A 24,378-nucleotide genomic window follows, 5' to 3' on the forward strand; every position below is an offset into this window, starting at 1 on the left:
TTATAATACGATAGAGAAAGAGGCATGTCTGCTGACGATTCTGACCTGTTTCAGGACGATTTTTACCTGCCGATAAGTACATATCTTATTTTAGTTTCTTGCTCTTCTGAACATAATCACCAGGTGTCATACCCATGTATCGTTTGAAGATTTTGGAAAAGTAATTCCGATCGGAAAACCCTAATGCTAAAGCTGCTCCTTCAATAGTCGCTTCGGGTCGCTCCAACATTTTAATTGCATTATCAATTTTGTGACGATGAACGAAATCCGTAAAGGTCGTGCCCGTTACTTTTTTAAAATATCTTGAGAAATAACTCGCATTAAGATGCAAGTATTCAGCCATATCGACAGTCGTAACATTCTCCGAAAGGCGCTCTTGCAAATATTGGTTTATTACCTTTAATTTAAAATCTTGCTGGATTGCATTGTCTTTTAAATCCTCATGATCTACAAGGCGTTGTTGGTATTGCGAGACGAGTTTATGCAGATCGTCCACTTTCATAACATACAGCAAACACTCGTAAAAGGCTTCTGAATCTGCCTCCAAATTACCTTTTTTCATCTCAATAGATCGTAAAGTTGTCTGTATTAGTTTCAAAAATACGTTAGGAGCTAGCTTATTCTCTGCCGCAGTAACACCAACGACGGAAAGAAGATCCTCTTGCTCTTCTATCAATTGCTCCTGAAAGGAAGAGGTGTACGTTTCCAATTGTCCAAGTAATCTTGTGCTTGGCTCATTCAACCATTGTTTAGCACCGTCTTGCACCTCTGTTATGACAGATGATGTGTAAAATCCATCCCATTGTCTTTCTTTCAGAAGATGCAATGCAGAAACTAAATCGGATAGCTCATGCTTCCGCTGTATATACTGAAAGCTCAGGCGAATTTTGAGATATTCCTTGCACTTCTCTATCACTTCCATTGCATAGCTACGGAATGTGTCCATTGGATTGGTATGCAGATTATTTCTAAAATTATAAACCAAAACAACAGCATGCTCCGTTGAAAATACGGTCATCCCTTCGAAAGAACTTTTTAGCTCATCCGCAATATTATAAATGCCGTAGGAAGCCAATGAATCTCGATACATATATCTTGGGGAATAGGAAGAATAGAAAGGCGCAATCATACCTACGATGAAATCGTGATGCTTCCAGCTAACACCTAGTCGGGCTCCATACTCCAGTAAATCTTTTGACGGCCCCTCTTTCATGAAACGATTAATAAAAGTGACTTCGAGAATTTCGCGATTCCGGCGCATATCTTCCCGATAAGGCTGTTCTTCCAGGTGTGTTTTCTGCGTCTGCAACACTCGAATTGCCTTCTGTAGACTTGCCTGCAATTGTTCTTCCGTCAGTTCTACTTTGATGAGATAGTCTAAGGCTTCAAGTTGAAACGCTTGTTTAGCGTACTGAAATTCCTCATGGCAAGTCAGAAAAAGTATGACAACATCAGGTTTTATTAAACGTAATTGAGCGGCTAACTCCAAACCATCCATTTGAGGCAATCCAATATCCGTTATGACGATATCAGGAAGCAATTTACGAAATTGCTCCAATGCAATGACACTGGAGTAAGTTTCATAAACAATTTGTAGATTCAGCTCTTCCCAATTTATCATGTCGCGTAAATACTGCAGCATCAGCACATCATCATCGATTGTCATTACTTTATACATCCCATTGTCCCTCCTTACACATGTAGTACGATCGGAATTTCCATAAATACATCGATACCACCACTCTGATTATTCTGTAGTTGAATAGTTGCTTCTGACCCATAAGTTAGCTTAAGTCTCTGCGCAATATTGTACAGACCAACCCGCTTAGTATTGTCCACGAGTTCTTCCTCACTCGCTGTTAATAGTTGGTTCATCAACGTTAATCGGTCTGGTGCCATGCCAACGCCATTATTTCTAACCGTAATACACAAGTATTTATCGATGATCTCTCCGATCACTTCTAATTGTGCATCCGCTTTCCGCTCTGAAAATCCATGCACAATGGCATTCTCAATTAGAGGCTGTAGCAGCAGCTTGGGCATTTCAATTGTTTTCGCTTCGTCTGATAATTTTACATTGAAATCTAGTTGCATTTGATTACGCATTTTCATAATTTCCACATAATCCTCTATCAGCTTACACTCCTGTTGAAGCGTAGCGTTCTCACCTGTATGCAGATAATTCCGCAGCAACCTCGTTAACGAATGTATTTTGCCACTATGAAAGGTGTCTTTAGCCAAACTCAAGCTAATCTTAATCGAATTCAATGTGTTCAATAAAAAATGCGGCCTAATCTGAGAGGCTAATGCCTGCAGCTCAAGAACACGATTCTGTTCGTGTTCTTGCCGATTTTTTTCGATGAGCTCTTTAATATTCTCAAGCATATTATTCAAGGTTCGACCCAAACGGGCGATCTCATCCTGCCCCTGGTCTGGGAAACGAATTTCTGTATGTCCTTCTCCGAATTGTACAGCCGTGAGTTCCAGTTTTCGTATTGGACGATGCAATCTTTTGGCAATGAAAAAGGAGAGCCATCCAAACAGTAAAATAAACAGAACAACTACCGCACCTGCAAGCAGATAGATACTTTTCACATCACCGGCAATCGGCGCTCTCGATGTTTCATAAATGAGCTTCCATTCATTAATTGGAATACTAACTTCACTTCGCAACGTCTTTTTTGTCTTTTCGTTACGAAGATACGGGATATTCATATCTCCAGCCACGAACTGTCCAGCAGAATCGTATAGAGCCATAGTTCCTAAATGCTGCTGTGTAAATAGGTTCTTGAAATAAGCATTCGAAAGAGTCACGTAAATAACGCCTAAGTCCTCCGTATTCCAAGGATCTTGAATGACACGACCAAAATATAAAGTGTATGGCAGATCCTCCTGTATAGGATAGGAATACGAAGTACCAAGCATTTGTAAAGTTATGTACGTATGCTTCTGAATCCGGCTTTGAATGACAGGTAAATCCTTCACTAATCGGTTGAAGTCTTCAACAGTCTTTTGGTTATGGACGATAAGTCCTTTGGGATTCACAATGAGAAATTGAATCTGATTGGTTAAATTCTTTTCACCAAAGTATTGAAAAGATAATTTGATTTCTTCTGCACTTTCAAACTCATCATACGTTCTGATTGCTGTTGTATCCTTCAAAGTTCTCATGCGACTTAACGTAGCTGTATCTTGAGCTAAGTAACGGGAAGATATATCGATAACATCCAGTGTCTTACTAATTTCTTGTGAGACCAGATTGAGATAAGCGCTATTTCTTTCTTCCATACTACGATTTACGTTTGCTTGAATGAGATAATAAGTGAAAATAGCACTTCCAGCAACAGGGAGGAGAACAAGTAATAATAGAGACAACTGAAGCCTCTTGTAAAATGTCATAGACTGAAAATATCTCAATATACTTCCTCCATCTCGTAGCTTTCCATAGAGAAAAGGGGAGGTTGTCCCCTCCCCTTTATCACCTATTATTTACCAAGCATTTGATTGTATGCGTCAGTCCATTCTTTCTCAACTTCTGTACCACCGTTAGCATAATATTTTTTCACATAATCGTCAAAGGCATCAATTGGAAGCTCCCCAGTGATGATTTTGAAGTAAGCTTCAATCGTTGACTTCGCAAGCGCATTGCTTGACTTAGCAAAAGCATTCGTCGGCGGAAGAACGAGTGGCTCATAGCCTTTAGTTTTTACATTTTTCTCTGCAAAATCGAACAAGAATTTGTCTCTCTTCTGTGCGAATCCACCACCAACAGGATTAAATACGTTCCATCCCTTGGCGTTCGGATTCTTCGCTGGATCTTTATCCATGTTGATGAATTGTTCGCCGTTCAACTTCCAATCTTGATCTTTGATCCCCTGTGTTACGGTAAGGGAATATTCATAATCAGTGAAGGTAGCATCAATCATTTTCAGCGTCGCTTCAACAATCTTAGGATCTTTAGCTCCCTTTGTTGTGAAAATATAAGAATTATTATAGGTTTGCCATTGAGGTGCACCAGAAGCACCCTTAGGACCGGTCGGAGCTTTCCCGAAAGCGATAGTTCCGTTAGGCTGTGACTTGTTAAAATTAATGTATTGCCCGCCTAATGCATCGGTTGGGTTGTTTGGCTCTAGAACATTACGCCAGTGATAGAACATCCCCTTGCCTGTCAAACCAATTTTGTTATTGTAAAATGCTTGAGAATCCGCCCAATAACCCGTTGTATTCTCTGAAGTGATGAATTCAGGATCGATAAGTCCTGCTTTATACCATTTGCTTAGCACATCTAGTGCATCTCTCATCTCCGGTTGTGTCGCTGCAGTCACGACCTTGCCATCTTTAAGAACTGGCATTAATGCACGAGCTGGCTCCTTCGCTGCTGCTTTCACATCATCGAATGCTGGACGACCGAATGCCCCCATGACAATTGGGATAGCAAAGTCTGACATACCGTAGGTGTCTTTTTTCCCGTTGCCATCAGGATCATTGTTGCGGAACTTCGTTAACGCATCTTCAACTTCAGCCAGCGTCTCAGGTGTTTTTGTAATCCCTACCTTACTCAACCAATCCTGTCGCCAAACGATAACAGTCGGATACATGGAACGCGCATTTGTCCCTGGAAGGGCATACAGTTTACCGTTTACTTTACCGAAATCCCAAGCATTTTTATTGACCGAATCAATATATTTGGCATAGTTAGGAGCTACTTTACGAATAAGTGCTTCGTCAATCGGAGCCGCTACATTTTGAGTAATTAACTTTGGCAGTGTTTGAATGTTAGAGATTTTCATAAAGTCTGGCATTTCGCCAGCGGCAAAGCGCATGTTGAGCGTTTCATCCCATTTCTGAGCATCTGCATACCAAAGGTTGAATTTAACATTGAATTTATCCTGTACGAGTTTTACGACAGGGTTTGTATCAGGATTCTCTACTTGAGCATTCGAATCGTAACCCAACCAATCAATTTTTACTGGCTCTTGCTTAGCTGGAGCTGCTGATGGCGATGCGCTTGCAGCATTCTTATCTCCGCTGTCATTGCTGCCACAAGCAGCAACCAAGCTAGCGCTAAGTGTTAATCCAAGTGCAACCGTTGAAGCCTTTTTCCATTTCTTCGTCATTCTTACCCCTCCATGATCATTCTATCATATGTTATCCCTAATAATAGGGGATTAACCAATCACTATCCTTTGATCGACCCGATCAAAGCGCCTTTGATAAAGTATTTTTGCAAGAATGGATACACAACCAAGATTGGAAGAATTGACACCATCAACGTTGCCATTTTCAAATTCTCTGCACTCACTGTTAATTTGTTTCCAGATGATGCAGCTTCCAACATGGGATCTGTTCCTACAAGCAAAATATTTCGTAATATAATTTGAAGCACTTGCTTCTTCTGATCCTGAATATAGATCATGGCATCGAACCATGCATTCCAGTTACTAACTGCTGAATACAGAGCAACGGTCGCAATAATTGGCAAAGACAACGGAAGAATAATCCGGAATAAGATTACGATATCGTTAGCACCGTCAATTTTAGCCGACTCCTCTAGACTATCTGGCAGCCCCGCTAAAAAGCTTCTTGTAACGAGCAACATGTAAGTACTAATAGCTGCTGGTAGTACCAGTGCCCACATGCTGTTCATCATCCCTAAATTTTTCACCAGCAAATAAGAAGGAATCATACCGCCGGAGAAGAACATCGTAACCACGATTAAAGTTGTCCATAGCTTACGATTCGGCAAGTTCGCTTTGGATAGGGGATAAGCACCTAGAAAGGTTAGCAGCACGGTGATCGAAGTCCCCAGCAGCGTCCGAATAATCGTATAGCCGTAAGCTGTCCAGATTCTGTCGTCCTGGAGTACCGTTTTATAGCCACTTAAATCAAACTTCGTAGGGATCAAATGAAATCCATAGCTATTAATGACATCTGGAGGGCTGAGTGAGTTCGTCAACACCTGAAGAATGGGAATAATGAAGGTAACACATAACAGTCCAAGCAATACATAAACCGACGTAATAAATACACGATCTGCCATCGTTTGTTTGATTTTCAATGCATTTCTCTCCTCTACTAAGCTGTTAGATAATGGATTCGTCAGTAATTTTCTTAGCTATGAAATTAGCGCTCAGAACGAGAACCAAGGCAACCACATTTTTGAATAAGCCTACTGCAGCCGCATAGCTAAAGTTCATACGAGCCAAACCTTCATTGTAGGTGTAGGTAGAAATGACATCACCAACATCCAGCACTTTGGCATTTAACAGATTGAATACTTGTTCGAAATCATCATTGATGATCGAACCACTTGATAAAATCAACATAATGACTATGACTGGAAACATCGATGGAAGTGTAATGCGCCATATGCGGCCGAAGCGATTAATACCATCCACTTCAGCTGCCTCATAAATTTCAGGATTAATCCCTGCAATTGCAGCCAGGTATATGATCGTTGAGAACCCGATATTGCGCCAAATGTCAGAACTCACAAGTATGGTGCGGAACCAGCTTGGCTCGGTAATAAAGAAGATAGGCTGGAGCCCAAGGTGATCTAATAAAATGTTGATCGGACCTCGACTCGGAGACAAAATCTCAATTAACAAACCCGAAAGTACGATCCATGACAAGAAATGTGGAACATAGCTGATGGTTTGTACGAATTTCTTATAAGCACCATGCTTGACTTCGTTAATTAAGATTGCAAGTAAGATCGGTGCAGGAAATCCGAGCAGTAACTTGTAGAAATTAATTAGTAGCGTGTTTCTTAATACTAGTGGGAAATATTCACCAGTGAACAAATCTTTAAAGTTCGATAATCCTACCCAAGGGCTTCCTGAAACACCCTGTAAGACCTGATAATCTTGAAAGGCAATTAAAACCCCGTACATCGGCCCATAATGGAAAATTGCGTAATACGCCAAAACGGGAAGAAGCATGATAAACATATACTTATAGTTCCAATATTGCCGCCATAGCGAATTGGATTTGGTCATCCTTCTCTTTTCGCTCTTAATTGCTGTTGTAAGCTCCATCTCATCCACTCCAGTACTGTTTGTTGTCTGTATGAATACTATAAATTCAAGGACAGTTTGTGTCTGCTGACGATTCTGACCTCTTTACAGACGATTTTTACCTAGAACAAAGAACCTTAGTCGCACTAGACAAAGGTTCTTTGTGTCGGATATTTGGGATGATTGCGTTATTATAGCGAATAGTTGAAAAGAACTCTTTGGGTGACGCAGGTAAAAATCGTCCCTATATAAGTCAGAATCGTCAGCAGACACATCTATGCTTCGAAAATATAGTAAAGATATAATACTCATACCTTTGGACATAGATTCAAATTACTGTAGAGAAAAGAGGATTTCAATGCACACAACGCTAAAACTAGAATGGCTTTCAGGCTTATCAAAGGATGTACAGCATCAATTATCAGAGCAAGAACAGTTTATTACTTCCAACATTCGTAGTGTTAAAAAGATCGATTTAGATTCAGGCGCATCATTGACGAGCGAAGCACAGGAGTTAGATGAAACCAACTGGTTTTTTGCTCAGTTTACACTTTCAGATATAGATAACCAGTCTCTTGCTAACGTTCAATATGCAAGTCTAGATTTTGGCCTATTCGCAAATCTACGTAAAGTATCCCTCTACTTGGATGGGGTTGAAATTGGTAAATCCAACAATTACGGCTCAGAGTGCAAGTTCGTTGTTCCTAGCAGGATGCTTTTGGAGAACGGTAGACACTCCCTTCTCGCCGTGATCACAGATAGTGTACAGCTCCAAACTTGGATCAAAGGCAGAGGCATGGAGCTTCATACGCCAGAAGGCTTCATTAGTATGCTTCATGAGCTTCCTACCACCGTTCAACTCGTAGCTAAGGATGATCTCGGGCATGTAACAGGAATCCGACGTGACGATAGCAAAATTGTAATTGACTTCGATTCTGGCAGCCAGGGTGTACTTCAGGCATGGAGCCAAGGAGTGTTTCGTTTCACGTTGAATCAAGCAACAGATCCGGCTCAACAGCCGCTGATTGACGAGTTATGTCTCGATGAATTAGACCAGCATCTGCAAGTTGAGCAATGGGGAGATATGGAGCAACTCTATGGTGGTTACGCTATCGCCTTTCAAAATCTGAAAGTTCAAATCACAACAGAACCATTCTCTTTATCGGTTTTCGATTCACAAGAACGCATCTTATTTCGCCAGCATTCTTCTGGTTTAATTAACGGCCAAATAGTAGGAGCAGCAATCGATTTAGCCCCTGACGAGCATATCTTTGGATTAGGAAAAAACGCGACTCCAACCATGGATAAGCGTGGTCAGCGTGAAGATATTTGGGTGAATCACGACTGGATCACCTGTGATATTCCTGTCCCTTTCTACATCAGTACACAAGGTTATGGTCTTTACATGAATAATTCCTTTCATTCTGTCTTTGATATGGGGAAGCTTGTTCCGAATCAAGCCATTGCTTGGGCTATGGGCGGAAAGCTAGATTATTTCTTCATCTATGGTCCAGAACCAAAACAAATTGTATCTAGTTACACTGCTATCACTGGCAGATCCAAGATGATCCCTCGTTGGACTTTCGGATATATGCAGTCCAAAACAGGCATTGATACGACGGATCTCTCGATAAGCACCATTCAAAAATTTAAGCAGGATGATATACCAATCGACGTATATTGCATTGATCCTGCCTGGCAGAATGATATGTGCGATCTGCAGTGGGACAAGCAAAACTTCCCTGATCCTGCCCTATTCATGAATTTTCTCAAGGAAAACGACATCAAACTTATGCTCTGGACAACGCCATTCGTTAATCAATCTTGCGGCAAATTTGAGGAAGGGGTAAACCAATCGTTCTTCTGCGTAGATAAGGATGGTGCATTCTATCCAATCGTGTGGTGGAAAGGCTTCGGCGCAGGTCTACTTGATTTTTCCCAACCACTTGCGGTCGATTGGTGGCGCGAGCAATTACGTCCACTGCTTGAAATCGGCGTTGACGCACTGAAGATTGATGGCGGAGACGGTGGAGAAGTTCCTGCAACGATTTATAATGCCGAAGGACGTAGCGGCAGTGAATTTCACAACTTATATCCGGTCTATTTTGCCAAGTCTATTTACGAATCGATGCTACAAGAACGTCCTAATGTTCGACCTATCGTGTGGGAGAGAACGGGATTTATCGGCAGCGGCAAATATCCATGCTCTTGGGGTGGGGACCAGAACGGTGATTTTGAGGGGACTCGCGTCTTAATTAAAGCAGGACAAGGTGCTGGACTCATTGGTATCCCCTTTTGGTCACATGATATGGGCGGTTTCGGTGAATGTCCGGGTATGACCGAGGAATACTTGCTACGCTCTTTCCAGTGGGGACTGTGGTCACCTCTATCTCGAGCACATGGACCAAGATCCAATCCTTGGGCGTACAGTGAGATGACTACGGATATTGTCCGTGATCTGATTAAACTACGCTATCGTTTACTTCCTTATTTGTATAGTTTGTCTTATGAGACTGTGAATACTGGCATTCCTATGATGAGAGCAATGATGCTCGAAAACCCTGGGGATCCTGAGACTTATAAAGCGGATTATCAGTACTTCCTAGGTTCTAGCTTCCTTGTAGCTCCGATCTATGAGGAGAGCGGTCATGAGCTGTACACCGCGGTTCGGGATGTTTATTTGCCTGAGGGGGAATGGATTGACTACTGGACTGATCAAGTTTATCAGGGTACTCAAATGATTCGTTATGAGGCTGCACGAGATATTATTCCGCTGTTCGTTCGAAAAGGCGCTATCATTCCGTATACCGAACAAATCAATAACACGTCCGATTATCGAGGTGACCGTTACGAGATTCATCTCTATCCTTCAGAAACGGAAACTAGCTTCAAACTTTATCATGATGACGGATTGAGTTTGGATTATAAGAATGGTGCTTATGACTTGATCCAATTGAGTTGCCGCAAAGAGAAAGATCAAGTTATCGTTAACCTTACAACTGAGCATCATGGCATGCTTGATGAACATCCAACGACAGAATTTCGTTTCATCGTTCATGACTCGGAACTTACATATCACTCTTTAACCATTGAGTATGAAAAAGGGATAAATCGCGAAGTTATATTGACTGCGGACTTCTAATAAACGCTATTATCTTCATAAAAAGATGAATGACCTTACAATAATTCGTAAGGTCATTCATCTTTTTACTATTCATATCAATCCACTTTATTTATCAAATGCAGCTGCTTTAGGTGAATAGACCGAGATAGAGATCACTTTGGCTTTCTGATTTCCAGAAATATCTGGAAGAACCACTCTCAGCTCATAATTCCCTGTTTGATAAATGAGAAGCTGCTGTTTATCTTGGGTAATCGTTTGAGCCGGTTTGCCTAGTACTTGAAGGACATCCCCATAAGTAACAACATTGCCATCCTTAACAGCATCCAACGCGCTGCCACTTAACCGAATTTCATACACGACATCACCATGTCCTGCGGCAAATTCAATCGTACCTTTGCTCATACCAGGCGCATAGGCCTCATATGGGTTACCCGCTGAGGAATCTTTATCAGGTGTTCCCCAGGATGTATGAACATCATCGATCAAGGTCTTACCGACGATAAAGCCAGAAACTCCCTTGGCTTCACCTTTCGCCGATAGATCCTTCATTTGCTTCAAAAGTGAAGCCGCGCTATTAGTTGTTACAGTTCCAGTAGTCGTTGCAGTCGTTGGTTCCTTGACCGTAGGTTGATTATTATCCGCCATAAGATTTGTCGCCGCTTGATTGCTAATGACCGCTATATGATCTAACACCGCATCTTCTTGTTCTTGCGAAGGCAACGTAAAAATAAATTTCAATTGAAACTGCTCATTAAGTTTGTAAGTTAGAATTTCTTCCTTCTGAACGATGTTATCCGTAAAGGCTTGCCCCATTTTGCTCTCGACCTGAGTTAGCTTAATGAGCTGTAAATCTTTATCATAGGACCGAACATCATAGATTTGGTTCCCTTTATTATAACCAAATGCAATCGCCCGATTTGAGTAAGTAGCATAGATGCCATCCCCTGCTGGATTTTCTTGATCCGGCTCTCCCCAAGCTGCTTTCACTTGATCAATAAGTGACGACTGGGCGGCGAATTCGCTGCCTTTCACTTTACCCACTCGCGCAAGCTCAAGGATTGAATCCAATGAATCCTGCTTGCTGGCGTTAGTATCAGGTGAAACAGTAGTTAGTGCCTCCAACTTCGTCTGAGCATGCGTACTTCGTGCCGTCGTCAACGCGACACCACCAATGACCACAATCGTTGCAAGACCTAGAATCGACCAACGGTATGAACCTTTTTTGAATGATTTTATCATATGAATTCTCCTCTTCAGTTGAGCCTTATTTCCCGTGAAGGATGCTGATCCTGGCGTTCGTACAGTGTGCGAGAGTTGCTCCATTAAAGTAATAATCGTTCGCCCATATTCCAATGATCGTTTGGGTTCAATATACGTTAAAACAAGCGCGTCACAGGCTAACTCTTGATCTTCTCTCATTCGCGAATAGGCGTACCAGAGAACTGGATTAAACCAATGAATAAGAAGCAGCATGTAAAATAACCAATTCACCGCAATATCCTTACGTTTCAGATGTGCTAACTCATGCATGAAAATATACTGCAACTGCTCATCACTCATAGCCTCAAACTCGTTAACAGGTAAAAGCAGTTTCGGTTTCATCATGCCGTACAACGATGGGCTCCGTACATCAGTCGATTGCACCAATGTGACGTTCTGTTTGACCGACATTATCTTCTTGGAACGCTCCAGGATCTCCAACAATCGAGTATCGTTCCTATTTATTTTCCCTTTCATGAACCGGTTATGTTGACGTTGGTTCATACCAATTGTGTAAATCATCAGCACCAGAATACCTAAGAGCCAGAGGAAAAGACTGACGGTCTTAACGCTCCATTGAAAGCTTAGCGTTGTTTCGCTAACTTGTGTTTCGGATTGCGATAAGTTGTTGCTTAATTGCCCTATCAGTGAATCCTTACCGGGCTCTCCGCCAGTCATATTCTGAAGCTCAGTTACAAACCTCTTGTTTGGATCAATTGTTTCTGTCTTAAATACAAACACATTGTCAAGATGAGGTAGATTGTAAATGCTTAGGATATTGGGAGGATCCCAGGGTACAGCCAGCTTAATAATCACTAAAATCCACAAGGCGTACTGCCATCTTGGTTTAAGCCGGTCTCGCAATAGCCATTTGGCCAAAAGAATCAACGTAACGATAACGCCAGCCATCATAGAGGTAGTTAGCACCCATTGAAATCCTACTTGAAGGTCGTGCATCACCAAAGTCAAACGCCTCCCTCTTCCCACTTGGTGCATGTGGAATCGGACAAGTTACATCGGTTTCTTCTCGTCCAAAATTTTCTTCAACTCTTCAATGTCTTCCGTCGATAATTTCTCTTCTCTCAAAAAATGAACAAGCCACGGAGATGGTCCCATTCCGACAATTCGTTTCATAAAGGACTGCGTCTCCTTCATAACACAGTCTTCCTGACTGACAAGCGGGTAATATTCATAATTGCGTATCCCCTGTTGATAGGCGATAACTTGCTTCTGGACTAACCGATTTAGCATCGTCCGTATCGTCTTATTGCTCCAATCAGTTGACTCTTCAAGTGCTTCAATAATTTCATTCGCCGTGCAAGAAGCTCTGGACCAAAGTACTCGCATGACCTGCCATTCGGCTTCTGAAATCTTAGGTGTTTCTTTCATTGACATACCACCTTTATCGCCAGATAATAGATTACACTTGTAATCTGCATATTTATATATTACAAGTGTAATCTGTGATTGTCAACTTTCATTCGATGCTACAAAAACCATGGGGGAATTCCAAAGACTAATGTTTATATCAATCGGTACCACGGAAGACGTGACAGTGGCGCATCTACTTTTCGCAAGCACGGGCCGATTACTGTGCTACCATCATCTCCTTGCCATGTACCGGATGGGAACACGATGGTTCGACTACGCGCGCCTTTCACGACAATTGGAGCGACGAGAATGCGATCACCTAGCATGAACTGGTCGGTTATCTGCTCATAACCGTCTTCCGGAAATACATAGGCCATATGCCGAATGATCGGCTCTCCCGTATGTGCTGCGTGATGAGCAAGGCTCAAGATCGTTTTGCCAAACGCTTCATGCAACTTAGCTGCATCCACGCAGAATGCCAAATGCTCCCGGTCGAGCACACGCCAAGGTGCGGTAGAAAATTGCATCATCGGAAATAACGCCGAACATTGGGCGTAACGGACGAACAGCTCTTGATCGAGCATATAGTACGGATTATTCTCAACATCGCCGATTTGACCGCCGCCGATCATATCCGGACATGTGAAGGCGTATCCAGCAAGCCCTTGCGCCAAACTGTTCGGCATCAGCGATGCGAGGCCATCCCGATTCCAGCTGTGGTTTTTGTCAGCGAGCCGCTGTACGAGTGGAAGCCCTGCGCTTTTCCAGCAGGCCCGGTATTCGTTCAGTGGATATCTCCGTCCGATCTTCGCCCAAGCCTCGCAGTGGCCGTTCGGGTGGAGCTGCACGAAACTTTTATCAGACACACGGTAAAATTGCGGGTCCCCGGCATCGAATTTAAAACCGTCTATCCCGTAGTCATTCATCAGCTTCTTCAACTCGCCTTCATACCACGCAACGGCCGCGTCGTTCGTACAATCGAGTACGGCACTGTAGCCATTCCACCAACGACGGATCGCGGTTTCTCCGTGTTCGTCCTTAAGCAAATAGCCCTCCCGCTCCAAATAACGAAAATTAGCAGCGTTGTCTGGACTTATGAACGGACACGTCCACAACATCACTTTAAAGCCAAGTTGGTGTAGCTTGTCCGTCATCGCTTTCGGATCAGGAAAACGGTCGTAGCGAAACTTCCATACTCCATAATCTTCCATCCAATTGTCGTCGATCATAATAACGCCTGGCGGCATACCACTGGTGAGTACACTTTCCGCATAAGAAAGTGTCTTCTCCTGGGTTGGTTCATACTGGAGTTCGATCCATAAGTTATACTGCGGCATCGTAAAAAAGAGCTCCTCTGGAACTGAACCGAAAGGAGGAAAATGCGACTTAGCCGCTGCTAGGAACGTTTCCCGCAAGTTACCGCGGCGTTCACTGAACACAAGGTCTCCGCTCTCACTTTCCACCGTAAGCTGGCCTTCTGCAAAGTTGAAACGAATCGGCTCATCCGACCATATATAGCGCCCTTTATTCGATATAAGCAGCGGGACAGCTTGATTGCTTCTCCCCTCGCGAATCAAATCTCTTGTATGCTCCACCTCTCCGAACGGCATGAGAAGCCCGTCATCGATATCTCCTCCCCACCAAAACTCACCTTCGTACCTCTCAATTTCAAGTCGCTTCTGTCCCATCCTTTTTTTCCTGCTCCTTTCCCCTGCTTTTATTATTTCATTCAAAAGCTTCCCTTCTGTTACATCATAGGATACAATCAGGAATTAAATATACCGCCGTTCTTGCGATTTTATTACACAATCTTGCGGTTAGGAGGGAATAAGGTTGACGACTGAGGGATCCAACCAATACATGATGATGCTAAGCGATATTTATCCTTTCAATATGTTTGTTCCTGAATGCTCCAGCATAACGATATTCCCCCCACATTGGCATGAAAAATGCTTGGAAATCATTTTATTTGTCGAGGGTACCGCTGAACTGCACATCGGGGGCTTATCGTATACCGCTGCCTCCGGGGATCTTTTTCTAATAGAGGAAGGACTCATTCACAGCGGGTATGCCATTGACGTGATGCCTCGCTATTATACAATCTTGCTCGATAGGCACCGAATGGTCGGTTCCGATCTAAGCAGCGTCGAGTATGGAACCTTTCTGACTGGCAAGCTGTTTTTGCCGGCCCTGCTTCAGCTGGGTCATGCACATTACGATGTGTTGAAGCGGATTGTTACCGCCGTTATCGAGGAATTCACCAATCGCGAACAGGGTTTTGAGCCAGCCGTCAAATCGCACCTTCACATTTTACTGACACAGCTTGCCCGCTATTATGGCTCATCTTCCGATGACAACCTTCGTAAGCAGGAAGCCTACCGGCGCAAAGCAGAACGATTGAAAGACGTCATTTCATTCGTAGATCGAAACTATCAAGAAAAGATTACGGTGGGCCAAGCTGCCGCTATCGCCAAGATGAGTCCGTACCATTTCTGCAGGGTATTCAAGGATGCGGTTGGCCGTACGTTCAATGAATACGTGCAGCTTTACCGAGTTGGTAAAGCAGAGGAATTAATTAGAGAAACCGACCTGCCGATCACGAGGATCGCTGAACAGGCCGGTTTCGGTACGATTCATTATTTGGACGAGCTATTTAAACGGCATCGTGGCTGCACACCGATGCAATTCCGAAAGCGGGAACGTTGACTGCATTTTTTCACTCACCTGGAGTTGCACTTTTTAAAGCCATTTCTCAAAACTAAATCAGACAAGCCTGTCATTAAGAAATTAAGATAACAGGCTCATTTCATTATTTTGTTTACTTGATCATTACATTGTCAATCTGCACGGATCCCCCCATGAGCCCAAAGCAAATTTTCCGCTTGAGTAGCTCGAGTCATTGAATTTTAACGATGCAGTAGCAGAATTATTGAAGTACACCTTGATATTAGACCCGTTTGTAACAATCTTCAGATGGTACCACTGCCCGACCACAAAAGTGAAAGGCGAAGCCTAAAGCACCGCGTATGGGAATTTGTACAGCTTGATCACACTGCTGTTGGAATGTAGAGCGACTCCATAGGCTTGGCTTCCAGGGTTATCCGCGCTATTTTAAGAGTTCCGCTGTTGAAATCGTCGGCAAACAGGATATTGGTCTTGGCTACAACATTGTCGAAATGCACCATGCCGTTCTAAGCGCCAACAGCGAACTTGCCAGCAGCATAAGACGAATCGCTCACATCAATAATCGGCGCAGGTCGCTTTCTCTTTACATTTCTATTACAAAGCGAGAACATTCTAGGCTTGATAAATTGTTATTTCCCCTAAAACATACCACCCTGCAACCATCTTATCATTCAGAATGGCCAACTGAATCTCTGGCTTAGATCCTGCATCACGATTGACAATGGCAACCCCGAAATTATATGTACCTAATGGAATTCCATCAAAAGAAATGGATGTATTATATCGGTAGGTTTGACCTTTTAACCAATCTGACGGCTCCGCTGTATCCGTTAACTGAGAAACTAGCTTACCTGTATTCCTATCAATTAAAGCGAAGGAAGGTTTATATTTATTACGCCAATTAGCTATATTATTAGGAAGCTTCCCTATCCCCGTATTCTTCCACTCATGAACAATCGAATAGTTTACAGTGGTTACCGCAAACCCAGGATATTCGACTGACACGGGTACAAAACGATATCCCCCATTTATAGCAAAGTCCTCCACAAGGTCAGGAGCGATTTGCGTCCATAATGAAGCATCTTCTGGATATCTCAAGTCGAGCGTATTGGCATGGAGCTCCATTGCATCACTAATTACGTTCTTCATCATATCCCGAAGCGTGGGAAACCCGTCCCCTTGATACCATTCTTCTCGCCACGCAAAGCCATGATAACAATTCTCTGCGAATACCGGAATATTCGGCCAATACGCCGCCAACTTTTCCTTGTCCTTCTGTTTAAACCAGAGGGGACTTCCGAAGCTATCCCGACGAATCAAGTATCCTTTCTCCCTTAGCGCCCAGTCTTGCAAAGTTAAATCAAACGTATTCTCACCATACTGTGCTCCTAACAACACTCTTTTGAAGTGGAACGCGTAAAGATTGGTAATCCATTCGAACACTTGCTTTTTTTGGACCGCCGTTAAATAGTCAACATTGTGCATCTCCCCCCACCACCCTAAGCCTTGGGCATCAATATAATCGACAATGGTAGGATCATCATAGACATCAGCAAAAGCCTTGACGAAATTGGAAAATTTCTCTTGAAATATTGCATCATATAAATTAGGTGTCAAGAACGTCGAGTCGTTATCATTGTTATTATATCCCTGGGCTCCAGCTTCGAAGACAAAGGATGGAGTCGCCTGTACAAAAGCATCCTTACTGTCCACATATACACGAAAAGCTAGCTTTAATCCTCTCTCTAAAGCCATCCGTATGAGTAACTGGAAGTTGGCATCTTGATTCCATGCATAGCATCCCTCTTCAGGTTCTAACAGAGTCCATGGTAATCTGATGTAGAAAATGCTAGCCCTGTTTACATTCGAATCCTGCTTAGTCCAATACTCTCTAGCATCCGGCATTCCGGTTATCTCTCCCATTAAGAAAGCATCAATGTAGAGTACCCAGCCCATAGCAGGATTTCGAATAAAACGATCTTTATCTTCTATAGTATGGTGAATAATTACTTTATCCAAAACCTACACGCCCTTTTTCAATAAATTCAACTTAATCCAAAGCTCTTCATAGCAGTTAGTCTCTTAACTTCTCTTTAATTCTCTCATTTACCCATTCTCTCATAGACAATATCCATCTAGTCTTCCTAGGATAATCGCCGAATGTGATATTATTGGATTGTATTATTGAGCATAAATCGGTTTGATACAACGCTCTTTTCTTGCCCGTTAATCGTCCTGTACGTAACGTGTAAATACCATTCGCCATTCACACCATCTAGTGATATCGTGATGCCGTTCATAAACGGAGTCCTTCCCCTTCTACAGCAGTACTGTTTGTAGACCATTGATATTTCAATGTTTCAACATCTATGTCCGCATCGTAGAATGTTACTTCAGTCGAAACTTTATTTGAAGGAACGGTGTTACCGTTTACGCTGAATGCTCCATTGTAAGCAGTCACATTATCGAATTGAACGTTTCCGATATATACCCCTAAACCAAACTGTTTCGATGTATACGAAGAATCGTTGAACTCCAACACCGGTGCTTCAGATCGGTTGACATACACTTTAATATTGGAAAACTAAGTTTGTCATAATAGAAACTCTCTCTCCCTTACAACTGTCTATTCTTTAACGCTTCCAAGTGTAATTCCTTTTGTAAAATGCTTCTGTAAGAATGGGTATACCATCATAATTGGCAGGGCTCCCAAGAAGATTTGCGCCGTTCTTAAAGTTTTATCGCTTAAATTTTGCAGCGAGCTCAAATCATCTGAAGTTATACTGGCTTTATTCAACGAATTTACTAGTGTTGATAAATAAGTTTGCAGCGGGTATTGTTCCGGTGAGTTTAAATATAAAATTCCATCAAACCAAGAGTTCCAATGGCCTACAACCGTAAACAGAAATATAGTTGCAAGAGCCGGCTTGGAAACAGGCAAACAAATCTTCCACAATAGCGACCAATGACCAGCACCATCCATCAAAGCCGCTTCCTGCATGTCTTTTGAAATATTCCTAAAAAAATTAACCAACATGACCATATTCCATACATTTAAAGCGCCAGGCAGAATAAGTGCCCATATCGTATCCAATATCCCAGTTTCCTTCACCACAATGTAGGTAGGTATTAAGCCGCCTCCAAAAAACATTGTAATTGCAAAAAACCATACGTAGTACGTTCGAAAACGGAATTGCGTCACTTCTTTTGATATGGGGTACGCCGTTAATATAACCAGGAACATGTTAATAATGGTCCCCAGGACAACTCTTTCAATTGAGATCCTCAATGATCGGATAAACTCTACTTTTTGCCCTAAATATTGATAAGCATCCAGCGTAAAGCCTACAGGCCATAACTTCACCTCAGCAGCAATCGCTGCTGTATTGGAGCTTAGTGAAATAGCAAGAAGATGAACAAACGGTACAATCCCAATAAAGGTAATGAAAATTAATATAAGTGTATTTAAAGTAATAAATATTTTTCTTGAAAAGGATACTTTATAGAACACATTGATCACCTTACCTTACTAGAATATTCTGTATTTGGTGAGCTTATAGGCTAGAATGTATGAAACTCCTACTAGAACCATAGAGATAAACGATTTAAACAAACCTATTGCAGCCGCAGGTCCATATTGCTGATCAAACAATCCGATTCTGTAGACGAAGGTGTCTATAATATCAGAACTGCTATATACAAGAGGGTTGTATAAAATCAGAATTTGCTCAAATCCGGCATTTAAAACGCCCCCTAAACTTAAAGTAGCCATTAAAATAATAATGGGTGCCATGCCGGGTAAGGTAATGTGTATCGCTTGTTTCCATTTTGCCGCTCCGTCAACAATTGCTGCTTCATATAAATTGGGATTGATTCCAGCTATCGCCGCGAGAAAAATTATCATATTGTAACCCATGCCTTTCCAGACATCCGAACTGATCAGAATGGTTCGAAACCATCCGCCATTGCCCATAAACATGATAGGTTCGGAACCTACTAATGAAACAAGGCTATTTACAGGACCTCTTAAAGAAAAAATCTCAAATAGTACGCCGCCTAGCACCGTCCAAGATAAAAAAAACGGGAGAAACACGCTCGTCTGCACAAAATTTTTGAACCATGCACTTCGAAGCTCGTTTAATAACAAAGCTAATACTAGGGGGACGATCAGTCCCAATACAATTTTGAGTACCGCAATAATCAGTGTGTTCCAAACAACTTGCTTAAAATCCGGAAGGTTGAACACATATTCAAAATTTTTCAAACCTATCCATTTCGACCCGAAAAAACCAAGGGAAGGCTTAAATTTTTGAAATGCCATTACAATTCCGAACATGGGACCATAAGAATAAATCAATGTCAATATGATCCCGGGTAATAGCATCAGATGCAGAGGTGATTCTACCTTGAAATGTTTGAGACCGTAAGATTTCCCTTTCATTTGACACTCCTCCAACAAGATGTATTTCTGAAAATGCGCATGCTAAAGTAAAGGGGAGATGTGTATCCCCCCCTCCATGATTCAAAACTCTTATTATTTCTTCGATTGTTTAGCGTACCATTCGTTGACTTCTTTCGTTATTTCGTTGCCGCCAAGTTTGCCCCAGCTTTCGGCATATTTATCGAACTCGTCCACAGATGCCGATCCTACAATAATCTTAGTAAATGTTTCGTCTGTCAATTTGTCGAGCGAAGCACCTTTCTCGATTTGAGTCGGAGTCGGAGTTCCTGAATATTCGTTAAATACAACCGGATTCTCCTTAAGTTTCTTTGTCATTCCCCATCCACCGTTTTCACTTACACGGCTGGTATAGTGCCCCCATGCACTTTGGTCTCCTGCTAGAAATTTAGTTGCTGTCGAATATAGCCCTACCTTTAAACTCTCAGTCAGTGTGCTTGGGTCGTTTGCTTTTAGAGCCTTATTCACTGCAAGGTAATCATCTTGAATGGCAGTTGGGTTATAAAACCGCGGCTCGAACCAATTATATACAAACCCGTTTGCTGGTGTATTAATCTCTTTGTATTCAGGCTTCTCCATTTCAAGATAGAAATTTGCCATTTTTACTAAAGCTTCAGGGTTTTTCATATTTTTATTTGCTACAAGCACTTTATCCAATTTAAGTTTGGCTACTAGATTCTTTCCTTCTTTCCCTTCGAATGAAGGTATCAAATAAGGTTGCCAATCAGCTTTAGGATCTTTATCACGATTCAAGTTTAAAGGCCACTCTGGGTACCACCATTCACCGAATGAAATACCCACTTTACCAGCAACAACGTCCTCTACGACTTTATCAATATCCTTAAATGCGAATTCTTTATCCAATATCCCTTTCTTGTACCAGGATTGGAACCTCCCTAGCGCTTTCTTCGTTTCAGGAAGGGTTTCTCCGGCGACAAGCTTGCCATCACTACCTTTTATCCATGCTTTAGGATACGAGCCCATACTATAGAATGCACCTCTGGCATCAAATCCCCAAGTAATTAATTGTTTATTCATTGTAATACCGTAAGTATCATCTTTACTGTTCTGATCCGGATCCTTGTGAACAAACGCCTCCGCTACTTTTTCTAATTCTTCAATGGATGTAGGAACTTCCAAATTCAAGTTTTTCAACCAATCCTTACGAATCCATAACAGTTGAGATGATGTAAAAGGGTCACCGAAATTCGGTAATCCTAGAATTTTTCCGTCGGAGTCCGTAAACATTTTTAACGCGACTCCTCCATCTTGTTCCACATATTTCTTTAATGTCGGGGATGCATATTTATTATAGGCTTCTGTTAAATCTGCCAGCATGCCATCTTCTTTAAATTTTTCATAGTCACTGGCACCGATTGCCATGATATCTGGTAGATCACCTGAAGCAACAGCCAGAGAAAATTTTTGTTGAAACTGATCCGATGGTACAGTCCACATATATTTCAAATCGATATTCAGCATTTCTTTTAATTTACTAACATAACCGTTTGTTTCAGGAGTGATGTTCGCAGGTGTTTTAGGATCTTGTGGCGGACCAAAACCAAGAACTTCTGTAACCTTTACAGGCTCTGCATATTTCTCTAAAGGAACCACTGGTGCATTTGAATCCACCTTTTGATTGTTTTTTTCTGTTTGTGATGGTGAATCGACTTTTAGTGATTGATTGGGATTTCCATTATTATTGTTATCACATGCTGCAAGTAATACGCTTACTGAAAGACAAGCTGCTAGCGAAATATTTAATAAGGCTCTTTTCAATGCGCTTCCCCCTTAAATTGTAAGTAATCTCGAGAATTACAATTCTAATTGTAGATTCAGAAGATACCGCTTACAATCGCTTTATCTTTACATTACTTTCTTTTGGTTTACATCCTGTTATTTTCACAATCTATCTTTATACTCTTGAGGTGTCATACCCGTCATTTTTTTAAAGTAAATCGCAAAATACGATGGCGATGTAAATCCAATCTGAGTGGCAATGTCTTGTATTTTCATTCTCGTGTCCGTTAGCATCGCTTTGGCAGCCTTTAGCCTGGATGCTTGAATATACTCAGAAATGTTACTGCCTGTCTGTTGCTTATAATAACGTGAGAAGTAGGAAGGATTCATAAATATAAAATCAGCCATTTTAATAAGAGACAGATTCTCTCCTAAATTCTCATCAATATATCGATGAATTTTCTGTATTATATTATGTTGGCCACTTTCATTGGTTTGATTATCCGATAATCTCTCTTCATCTCTGAACGCTTGAGGAATATAGGCTTGGCTATCCTCCATACTTTTTAATGCAAGTTGTATAAGATCATTATTTCTCTTCTCTGCATCCAGCTTGTGAATAACATCTTGTAAAGCTGCAATGAGCGTTGTATCATCTTCATGTTTCAATATATAATGTTCTACATTCTTCTGGATTGCTGCATAAGCATATTCAAACTCACTGTATCCCGTCAGAAATATGATTTTACACTTCGGCCAATAGAACAATACCTCATCTAATAACTGCAACCCGTTTTTCTCCGGCATACGAATATCACTTAATACAATGTCTACTTTCGTTTGTTGAATTATTTCGACTGCACGAATAGCCGATGTTGTTTTCCAAATATCCAGATCCAATCCGCTTTCGCCAAACATTTGCGCTAAACCATCTACAATCGCCGGTTCATCATCAACAATTAATAATCTATACATATGTCTTCCCTCCGTAAGGTATATTGAATTCGACCTTCAATCCGCCTAAGGTGCTGCGTGATATATTTAAGCTACTCTCATCCCCATACTTAAGCCATATCCGTCTCGCTACATTCAACATGCCGGTCTTCTCAATGACTCCCGATAAGTCGCTTAGTTGTTCTCTCAAATGATCTATTTGCCCATCCGATACAAATACACCATCATCCTCAATAGTTAGAACCACTCGGCTGATCTCCTCTCTGATCCGTATACACAAGGTCCCACCCTCTATACTTTGATCGAAAGCGTGTTCAAACGCATTCTCAATAATAGGCTGAAGGATCAGCCGTGGAACCATCGTAAGGGCAAGATGAGATGGCAGCTCATCATATTGGATCGAAATCCGATTTGAGAAACGAATTCGTTGAATTTCACAATAATCCAATGCATTCTTATATTCCATCTGCATTTGAACATCATCAGAGCCGCTTCGGGTAATAAAGTGATAATAACTGGATAGCTTCTGTGCTAGAATCGCAGCCGTATCCTTATCACCTGACTTACAGAATCTATAAATATTATAAAATCCGTTATACAAGAAGTGTGGGTTAATTTGGGATTGAAGCTGTTTAAGTTCAGATTGCTGAAGTGCGATTTTCTGTTCATAGTTTTGTTGTATAGAAGTTTTTAACTTATCCAGCATGCTGTCAAAGCTCTCATAGAGGTAAACAAATTCATTACCATTGGTTAATGATATGGGCACATGAAGATGATCAATTTCCGTTTTTCGAAAAGCCTGCATTAATTTATGTAGAGGTCTATGAATCATTCGATTGACAGAAATAGAGAACAGAAATATGACAATAATAGAAAAAATAGAAAGAAAAAAGAACCAATAGTTGAACTTTCTAAGCGGCCCTGTTAATTCTTCATCAGAGACATAGGTGTACAATTTCCAACCGAATGTGTTCAGCTTAGTAAGCGTTACATAATAGGTACCGTTGTCGGTCTTCATCGATATGGGATTGGACAAATCATCGACTTCAATTTTAGCGACACCTTCCGTTATGGACTTTATAATAGATACATCCGATTGCTCACTGATAACGGGAACATTCATGAATTCGTCTATAATCGCTATTCCTGCATTGTTGCTGCGCATAACAAGTTGTTGTAATGTTTGCTTAAATCTTATGACGGACAATTCCAAATAACAGATGAGACTTCCATTATTGGATATATTAATAATTGTAAGCTTGTCGTCAGAATAATAAATTTTCCTGCCCTTATTTCCTTCTATCTTTTCTTGAAGAACGTTCCACTCCTGATTAGGCAACTTTGTAACCCCTCCACCAGTGGAAATAGTTTTACCGTAAGATTTAATATAAACCCCCGTATTTATAATAAACGGACTTGCATTCTGAATCATTGCCAATTGATCATTCATTTTCTCTACGATTTGAATCTCTTCATATACATCCAATTCCTTCCCCTGAAAGCTTAGTTTCTGCAAATCAGAATTTGTCAGAAATTGAAGCTGTTGACTACGAATAAAGTCCATTTGGTACTGTAGTTGTGCAGCATAGAAATTAGCATTAGATTGATTGGAACTCATGACTTGATTTTTCACAAACGAAAAAGCTAAATAATTAATTCCCATACTGATGGCATACACCGGGATTATGAGGATAAGAAAAACAAATAATATTTTATGACGAACATACAATTTGGATTGTCTCTGGGTCACTAGCAAGCCTCCTATACAA

Annotated in this window: 17 protein-coding genes; 2 read left to right on the forward strand and 15 right to left on the reverse strand. The window is 41.5% G+C overall.

Annotated features, from left to right (window positions below; all coding sequences use genetic code 11):
- Positions 1 to 85: 85 nt before the first annotated feature.
- The 5 genes from AC58QM_RS27890 to AC58QM_RS27910 form a co-directional block, all read right to left on the reverse strand.
- Positions 86 to 1,678 carry a response regulator transcription factor gene (locus AC58QM_RS27890; protein WP_497288054.1) on the reverse strand — a complete coding sequence of 531 codons (1,593 nt, stop codon included), beginning with the start codon at positions 1,676 to 1,678 and terminating at the stop codon, positions 86 to 88.
- A 14-nt stretch (positions 1,679 to 1,692) separates the two neighbouring features.
- Positions 1,693 to 3,375: a sensor histidine kinase gene (locus AC58QM_RS27895; RefSeq protein WP_497288055.1), complete on the reverse strand. Its 1,683-nt coding sequence runs from the start codon at positions 3,373 to 3,375 to the stop codon at positions 1,693 to 1,695.
- Between the two features lie 110 nt (positions 3,376 to 3,485).
- Positions 3,486 to 5,117 (reverse strand): type 2 periplasmic-binding domain-containing protein, encoded by a 1,632-nt coding sequence (locus AC58QM_RS27900; RefSeq protein WP_497288056.1) that lies wholly within the window; start codon positions 5,115 to 5,117, stop codon positions 3,486 to 3,488.
- 62 nt (positions 5,118 to 5,179) lie between these two features.
- Positions 5,180 to 6,058, reverse strand: coding sequence for a carbohydrate ABC transporter permease (locus AC58QM_RS27905; RefSeq protein WP_497288057.1), 879 nt, complete (start codon positions 6,056 to 6,058; stop codon positions 5,180 to 5,182).
- Positions 6,059 to 6,083: 25 nt separating this feature from the next.
- Entirely contained in the window at positions 6,084 to 7,037 is a 954-nt protein-coding gene (locus AC58QM_RS27910; RefSeq protein ID WP_497288058.1) for an ABC transporter permease, read from the reverse strand.
- Positions 7,038 to 7,374: 337 nt separating this feature from the next.
- On the opposite strand from AC58QM_RS27910, the gene AC58QM_RS27915 reads away from it, so the two are divergent.
- The gene (locus AC58QM_RS27915) at positions 7,375 to 10,158 is read left to right on the forward strand and encodes a glycoside hydrolase family 31 protein (RefSeq protein ID WP_497288059.1); all 2,784 of its coding nucleotides are present in this window, start codon (positions 7,375 to 7,377) and stop codon (positions 10,156 to 10,158) included.
- A gap of 87 nt (positions 10,159 to 10,245) precedes the next feature.
- On the opposite strand, the gene AC58QM_RS27920 is transcribed toward AC58QM_RS27915, so the two are convergent.
- The 3 genes from AC58QM_RS27920 to AC58QM_RS27930 all read right to left on the reverse strand — a co-directional run bounded on the left by AC58QM_RS27920 (position 10,246) and on the right by AC58QM_RS27930 (position 14,459).
- Positions 10,246 to 12,360, reverse strand: a complete 2,115-nt coding sequence (locus tag AC58QM_RS27920) for a M56 family metallopeptidase (RefSeq protein ID WP_497288113.1) — start codon at positions 12,358 to 12,360, stop codon at positions 10,246 to 10,248.
- 51 nt (positions 12,361 to 12,411) lie between these two features.
- Positions 12,412 to 12,789 (reverse strand): BlaI/MecI/CopY family transcriptional regulator, encoded by a 378-nt coding sequence (locus AC58QM_RS27925; protein ID WP_497288060.1) that lies wholly within the window; start codon positions 12,787 to 12,789, stop codon positions 12,412 to 12,414.
- 134 nt (positions 12,790 to 12,923) lie between these two features.
- A complete protein-coding gene (locus AC58QM_RS27930) occupies positions 12,924 to 14,459 on the reverse strand; it encodes a glycoside hydrolase family 31 protein (RefSeq protein WP_497288061.1) in 1,536 nt (511 codons plus the stop codon).
- Positions 14,460 to 14,604: 145 nt separating this feature from the next.
- Between AC58QM_RS27930 and AC58QM_RS27935 the strand changes: the two genes are divergently transcribed.
- Positions 14,605 to 15,477, forward strand: a complete 873-nt coding sequence (locus AC58QM_RS27935) for a helix-turn-helix domain-containing protein (protein WP_497288062.1) — start codon at positions 14,605 to 14,607, stop codon at positions 15,475 to 15,477.
- 591 nt (positions 15,478 to 16,068) lie between these two features.
- On the opposite strand, the gene AC58QM_RS27940 is transcribed toward AC58QM_RS27935, so the two are convergent.
- From AC58QM_RS27940 to AC58QM_RS27970, 7 genes are all read right to left on the reverse strand, one after another.
- The gene (locus AC58QM_RS27940; protein WP_497288063.1) at positions 16,069 to 17,475 is read right to left on the reverse strand and encodes a hypothetical protein; all 1,407 of its coding nucleotides are present in this window, start codon (positions 17,473 to 17,475) and stop codon (positions 16,069 to 16,071) included.
- A 149-nt stretch (positions 17,476 to 17,624) separates the two neighbouring features.
- Entirely contained in the window at positions 17,625 to 17,756 is a 132-nt protein-coding gene (locus tag AC58QM_RS27945; protein ID WP_497288064.1) for a hypothetical protein, read from the reverse strand.
- Positions 17,757 to 18,082: 326 nt separating this feature from the next.
- The gene (locus AC58QM_RS27950) at positions 18,083 to 18,967 is read right to left on the reverse strand and encodes a carbohydrate ABC transporter permease (protein WP_497288065.1); all 885 of its coding nucleotides are present in this window, start codon (positions 18,965 to 18,967) and stop codon (positions 18,083 to 18,085) included.
- Between the two features lie 18 nt (positions 18,968 to 18,985).
- Positions 18,986 to 19,897 (reverse strand): ABC transporter permease, encoded by a 912-nt coding sequence (locus AC58QM_RS27955; RefSeq protein ID WP_497288066.1) that lies wholly within the window; start codon positions 19,895 to 19,897, stop codon positions 18,986 to 18,988.
- A gap of 93 nt (positions 19,898 to 19,990) precedes the next feature.
- Entirely contained in the window at positions 19,991 to 21,694 is a 1,704-nt protein-coding gene (locus AC58QM_RS27960; RefSeq protein WP_497288067.1) for an extracellular solute-binding protein, read from the reverse strand.
- A 123-nt stretch (positions 21,695 to 21,817) separates the two neighbouring features.
- Positions 21,818 to 22,630, reverse strand: a complete 813-nt coding sequence (locus AC58QM_RS27965) for a response regulator transcription factor (protein WP_497288068.1) — start codon at positions 22,628 to 22,630, stop codon at positions 21,818 to 21,820.
- Complete coding sequence (locus AC58QM_RS27970) at positions 22,623 to 24,359, reverse strand: sensor histidine kinase (protein WP_497288069.1); 1,737 nt, start codon at positions 24,357 to 24,359, stop codon at positions 22,623 to 22,625. The genes AC58QM_RS27965 and AC58QM_RS27970 overlap by 8 nt, the downstream gene beginning before the upstream one ends.
- Between the last annotated feature and the right edge of the window lie 19 nt (positions 24,360 to 24,378).

The organism is Paenibacillus sp. J22P165 (assembly GCF_059692015.1).

What these genes read in the sequence shown, in the direction of transcription:
- AC58QM_RS27890 (WP_497288054.1), bottom strand. Translation starts at nt 1,678, where the DNA reads ATGTATAAAGTAATGACAATCGATGATGATGTGCTGATGCTGCAGTAT.
- AC58QM_RS27900 (WP_497288056.1), bottom strand. Translation starts at nt 5,117, where the DNA reads ATGACGAAGAAATGGAAAAAGGCTTCAACGGTTGCACTTGGATTAACA.
- AC58QM_RS27910 (WP_497288058.1), bottom strand. Translation starts at nt 7,037, where the DNA reads ATGGAGCTTACAACAGCAATTAAGAGCGAAAAGAGAAGGATGACCAAA.
- AC58QM_RS27915 (WP_497288059.1), top strand. Translation starts at nt 7,375, where the DNA reads ATGCACACAACGCTAAAACTAGAATGGCTTTCAGGCTTATCAAAGGAT.
- AC58QM_RS27925 (WP_497288060.1), bottom strand. Translation starts at nt 12,789, where the DNA reads ATGAAAGAAACACCTAAGATTTCAGAAGCCGAATGGCAGGTCATGCGA.
- AC58QM_RS27930 (WP_497288061.1), bottom strand. Translation starts at nt 14,459, where the DNA reads ATGGGACAGAAGCGACTTGAAATTGAGAGGTACGAAGGTGAGTTTTGG.
- AC58QM_RS27945 (WP_497288064.1), bottom strand. Translation starts at nt 17,756, where the DNA reads ATGAACGGCATCACGATATCACTAGATGGTGTGAATGGCGAATGGTAT.
- AC58QM_RS27955 (WP_497288066.1), bottom strand. Translation starts at nt 19,897, where the DNA reads ATGAAAGGGAAATCTTACGGTCTCAAACATTTCAAGGTAGAATCACCT.
- AC58QM_RS27965 (WP_497288068.1), bottom strand. Translation starts at nt 22,630, where the DNA reads ATGTATAGATTATTAATTGTTGATGATGAACCGGCGATTGTAGATGGT.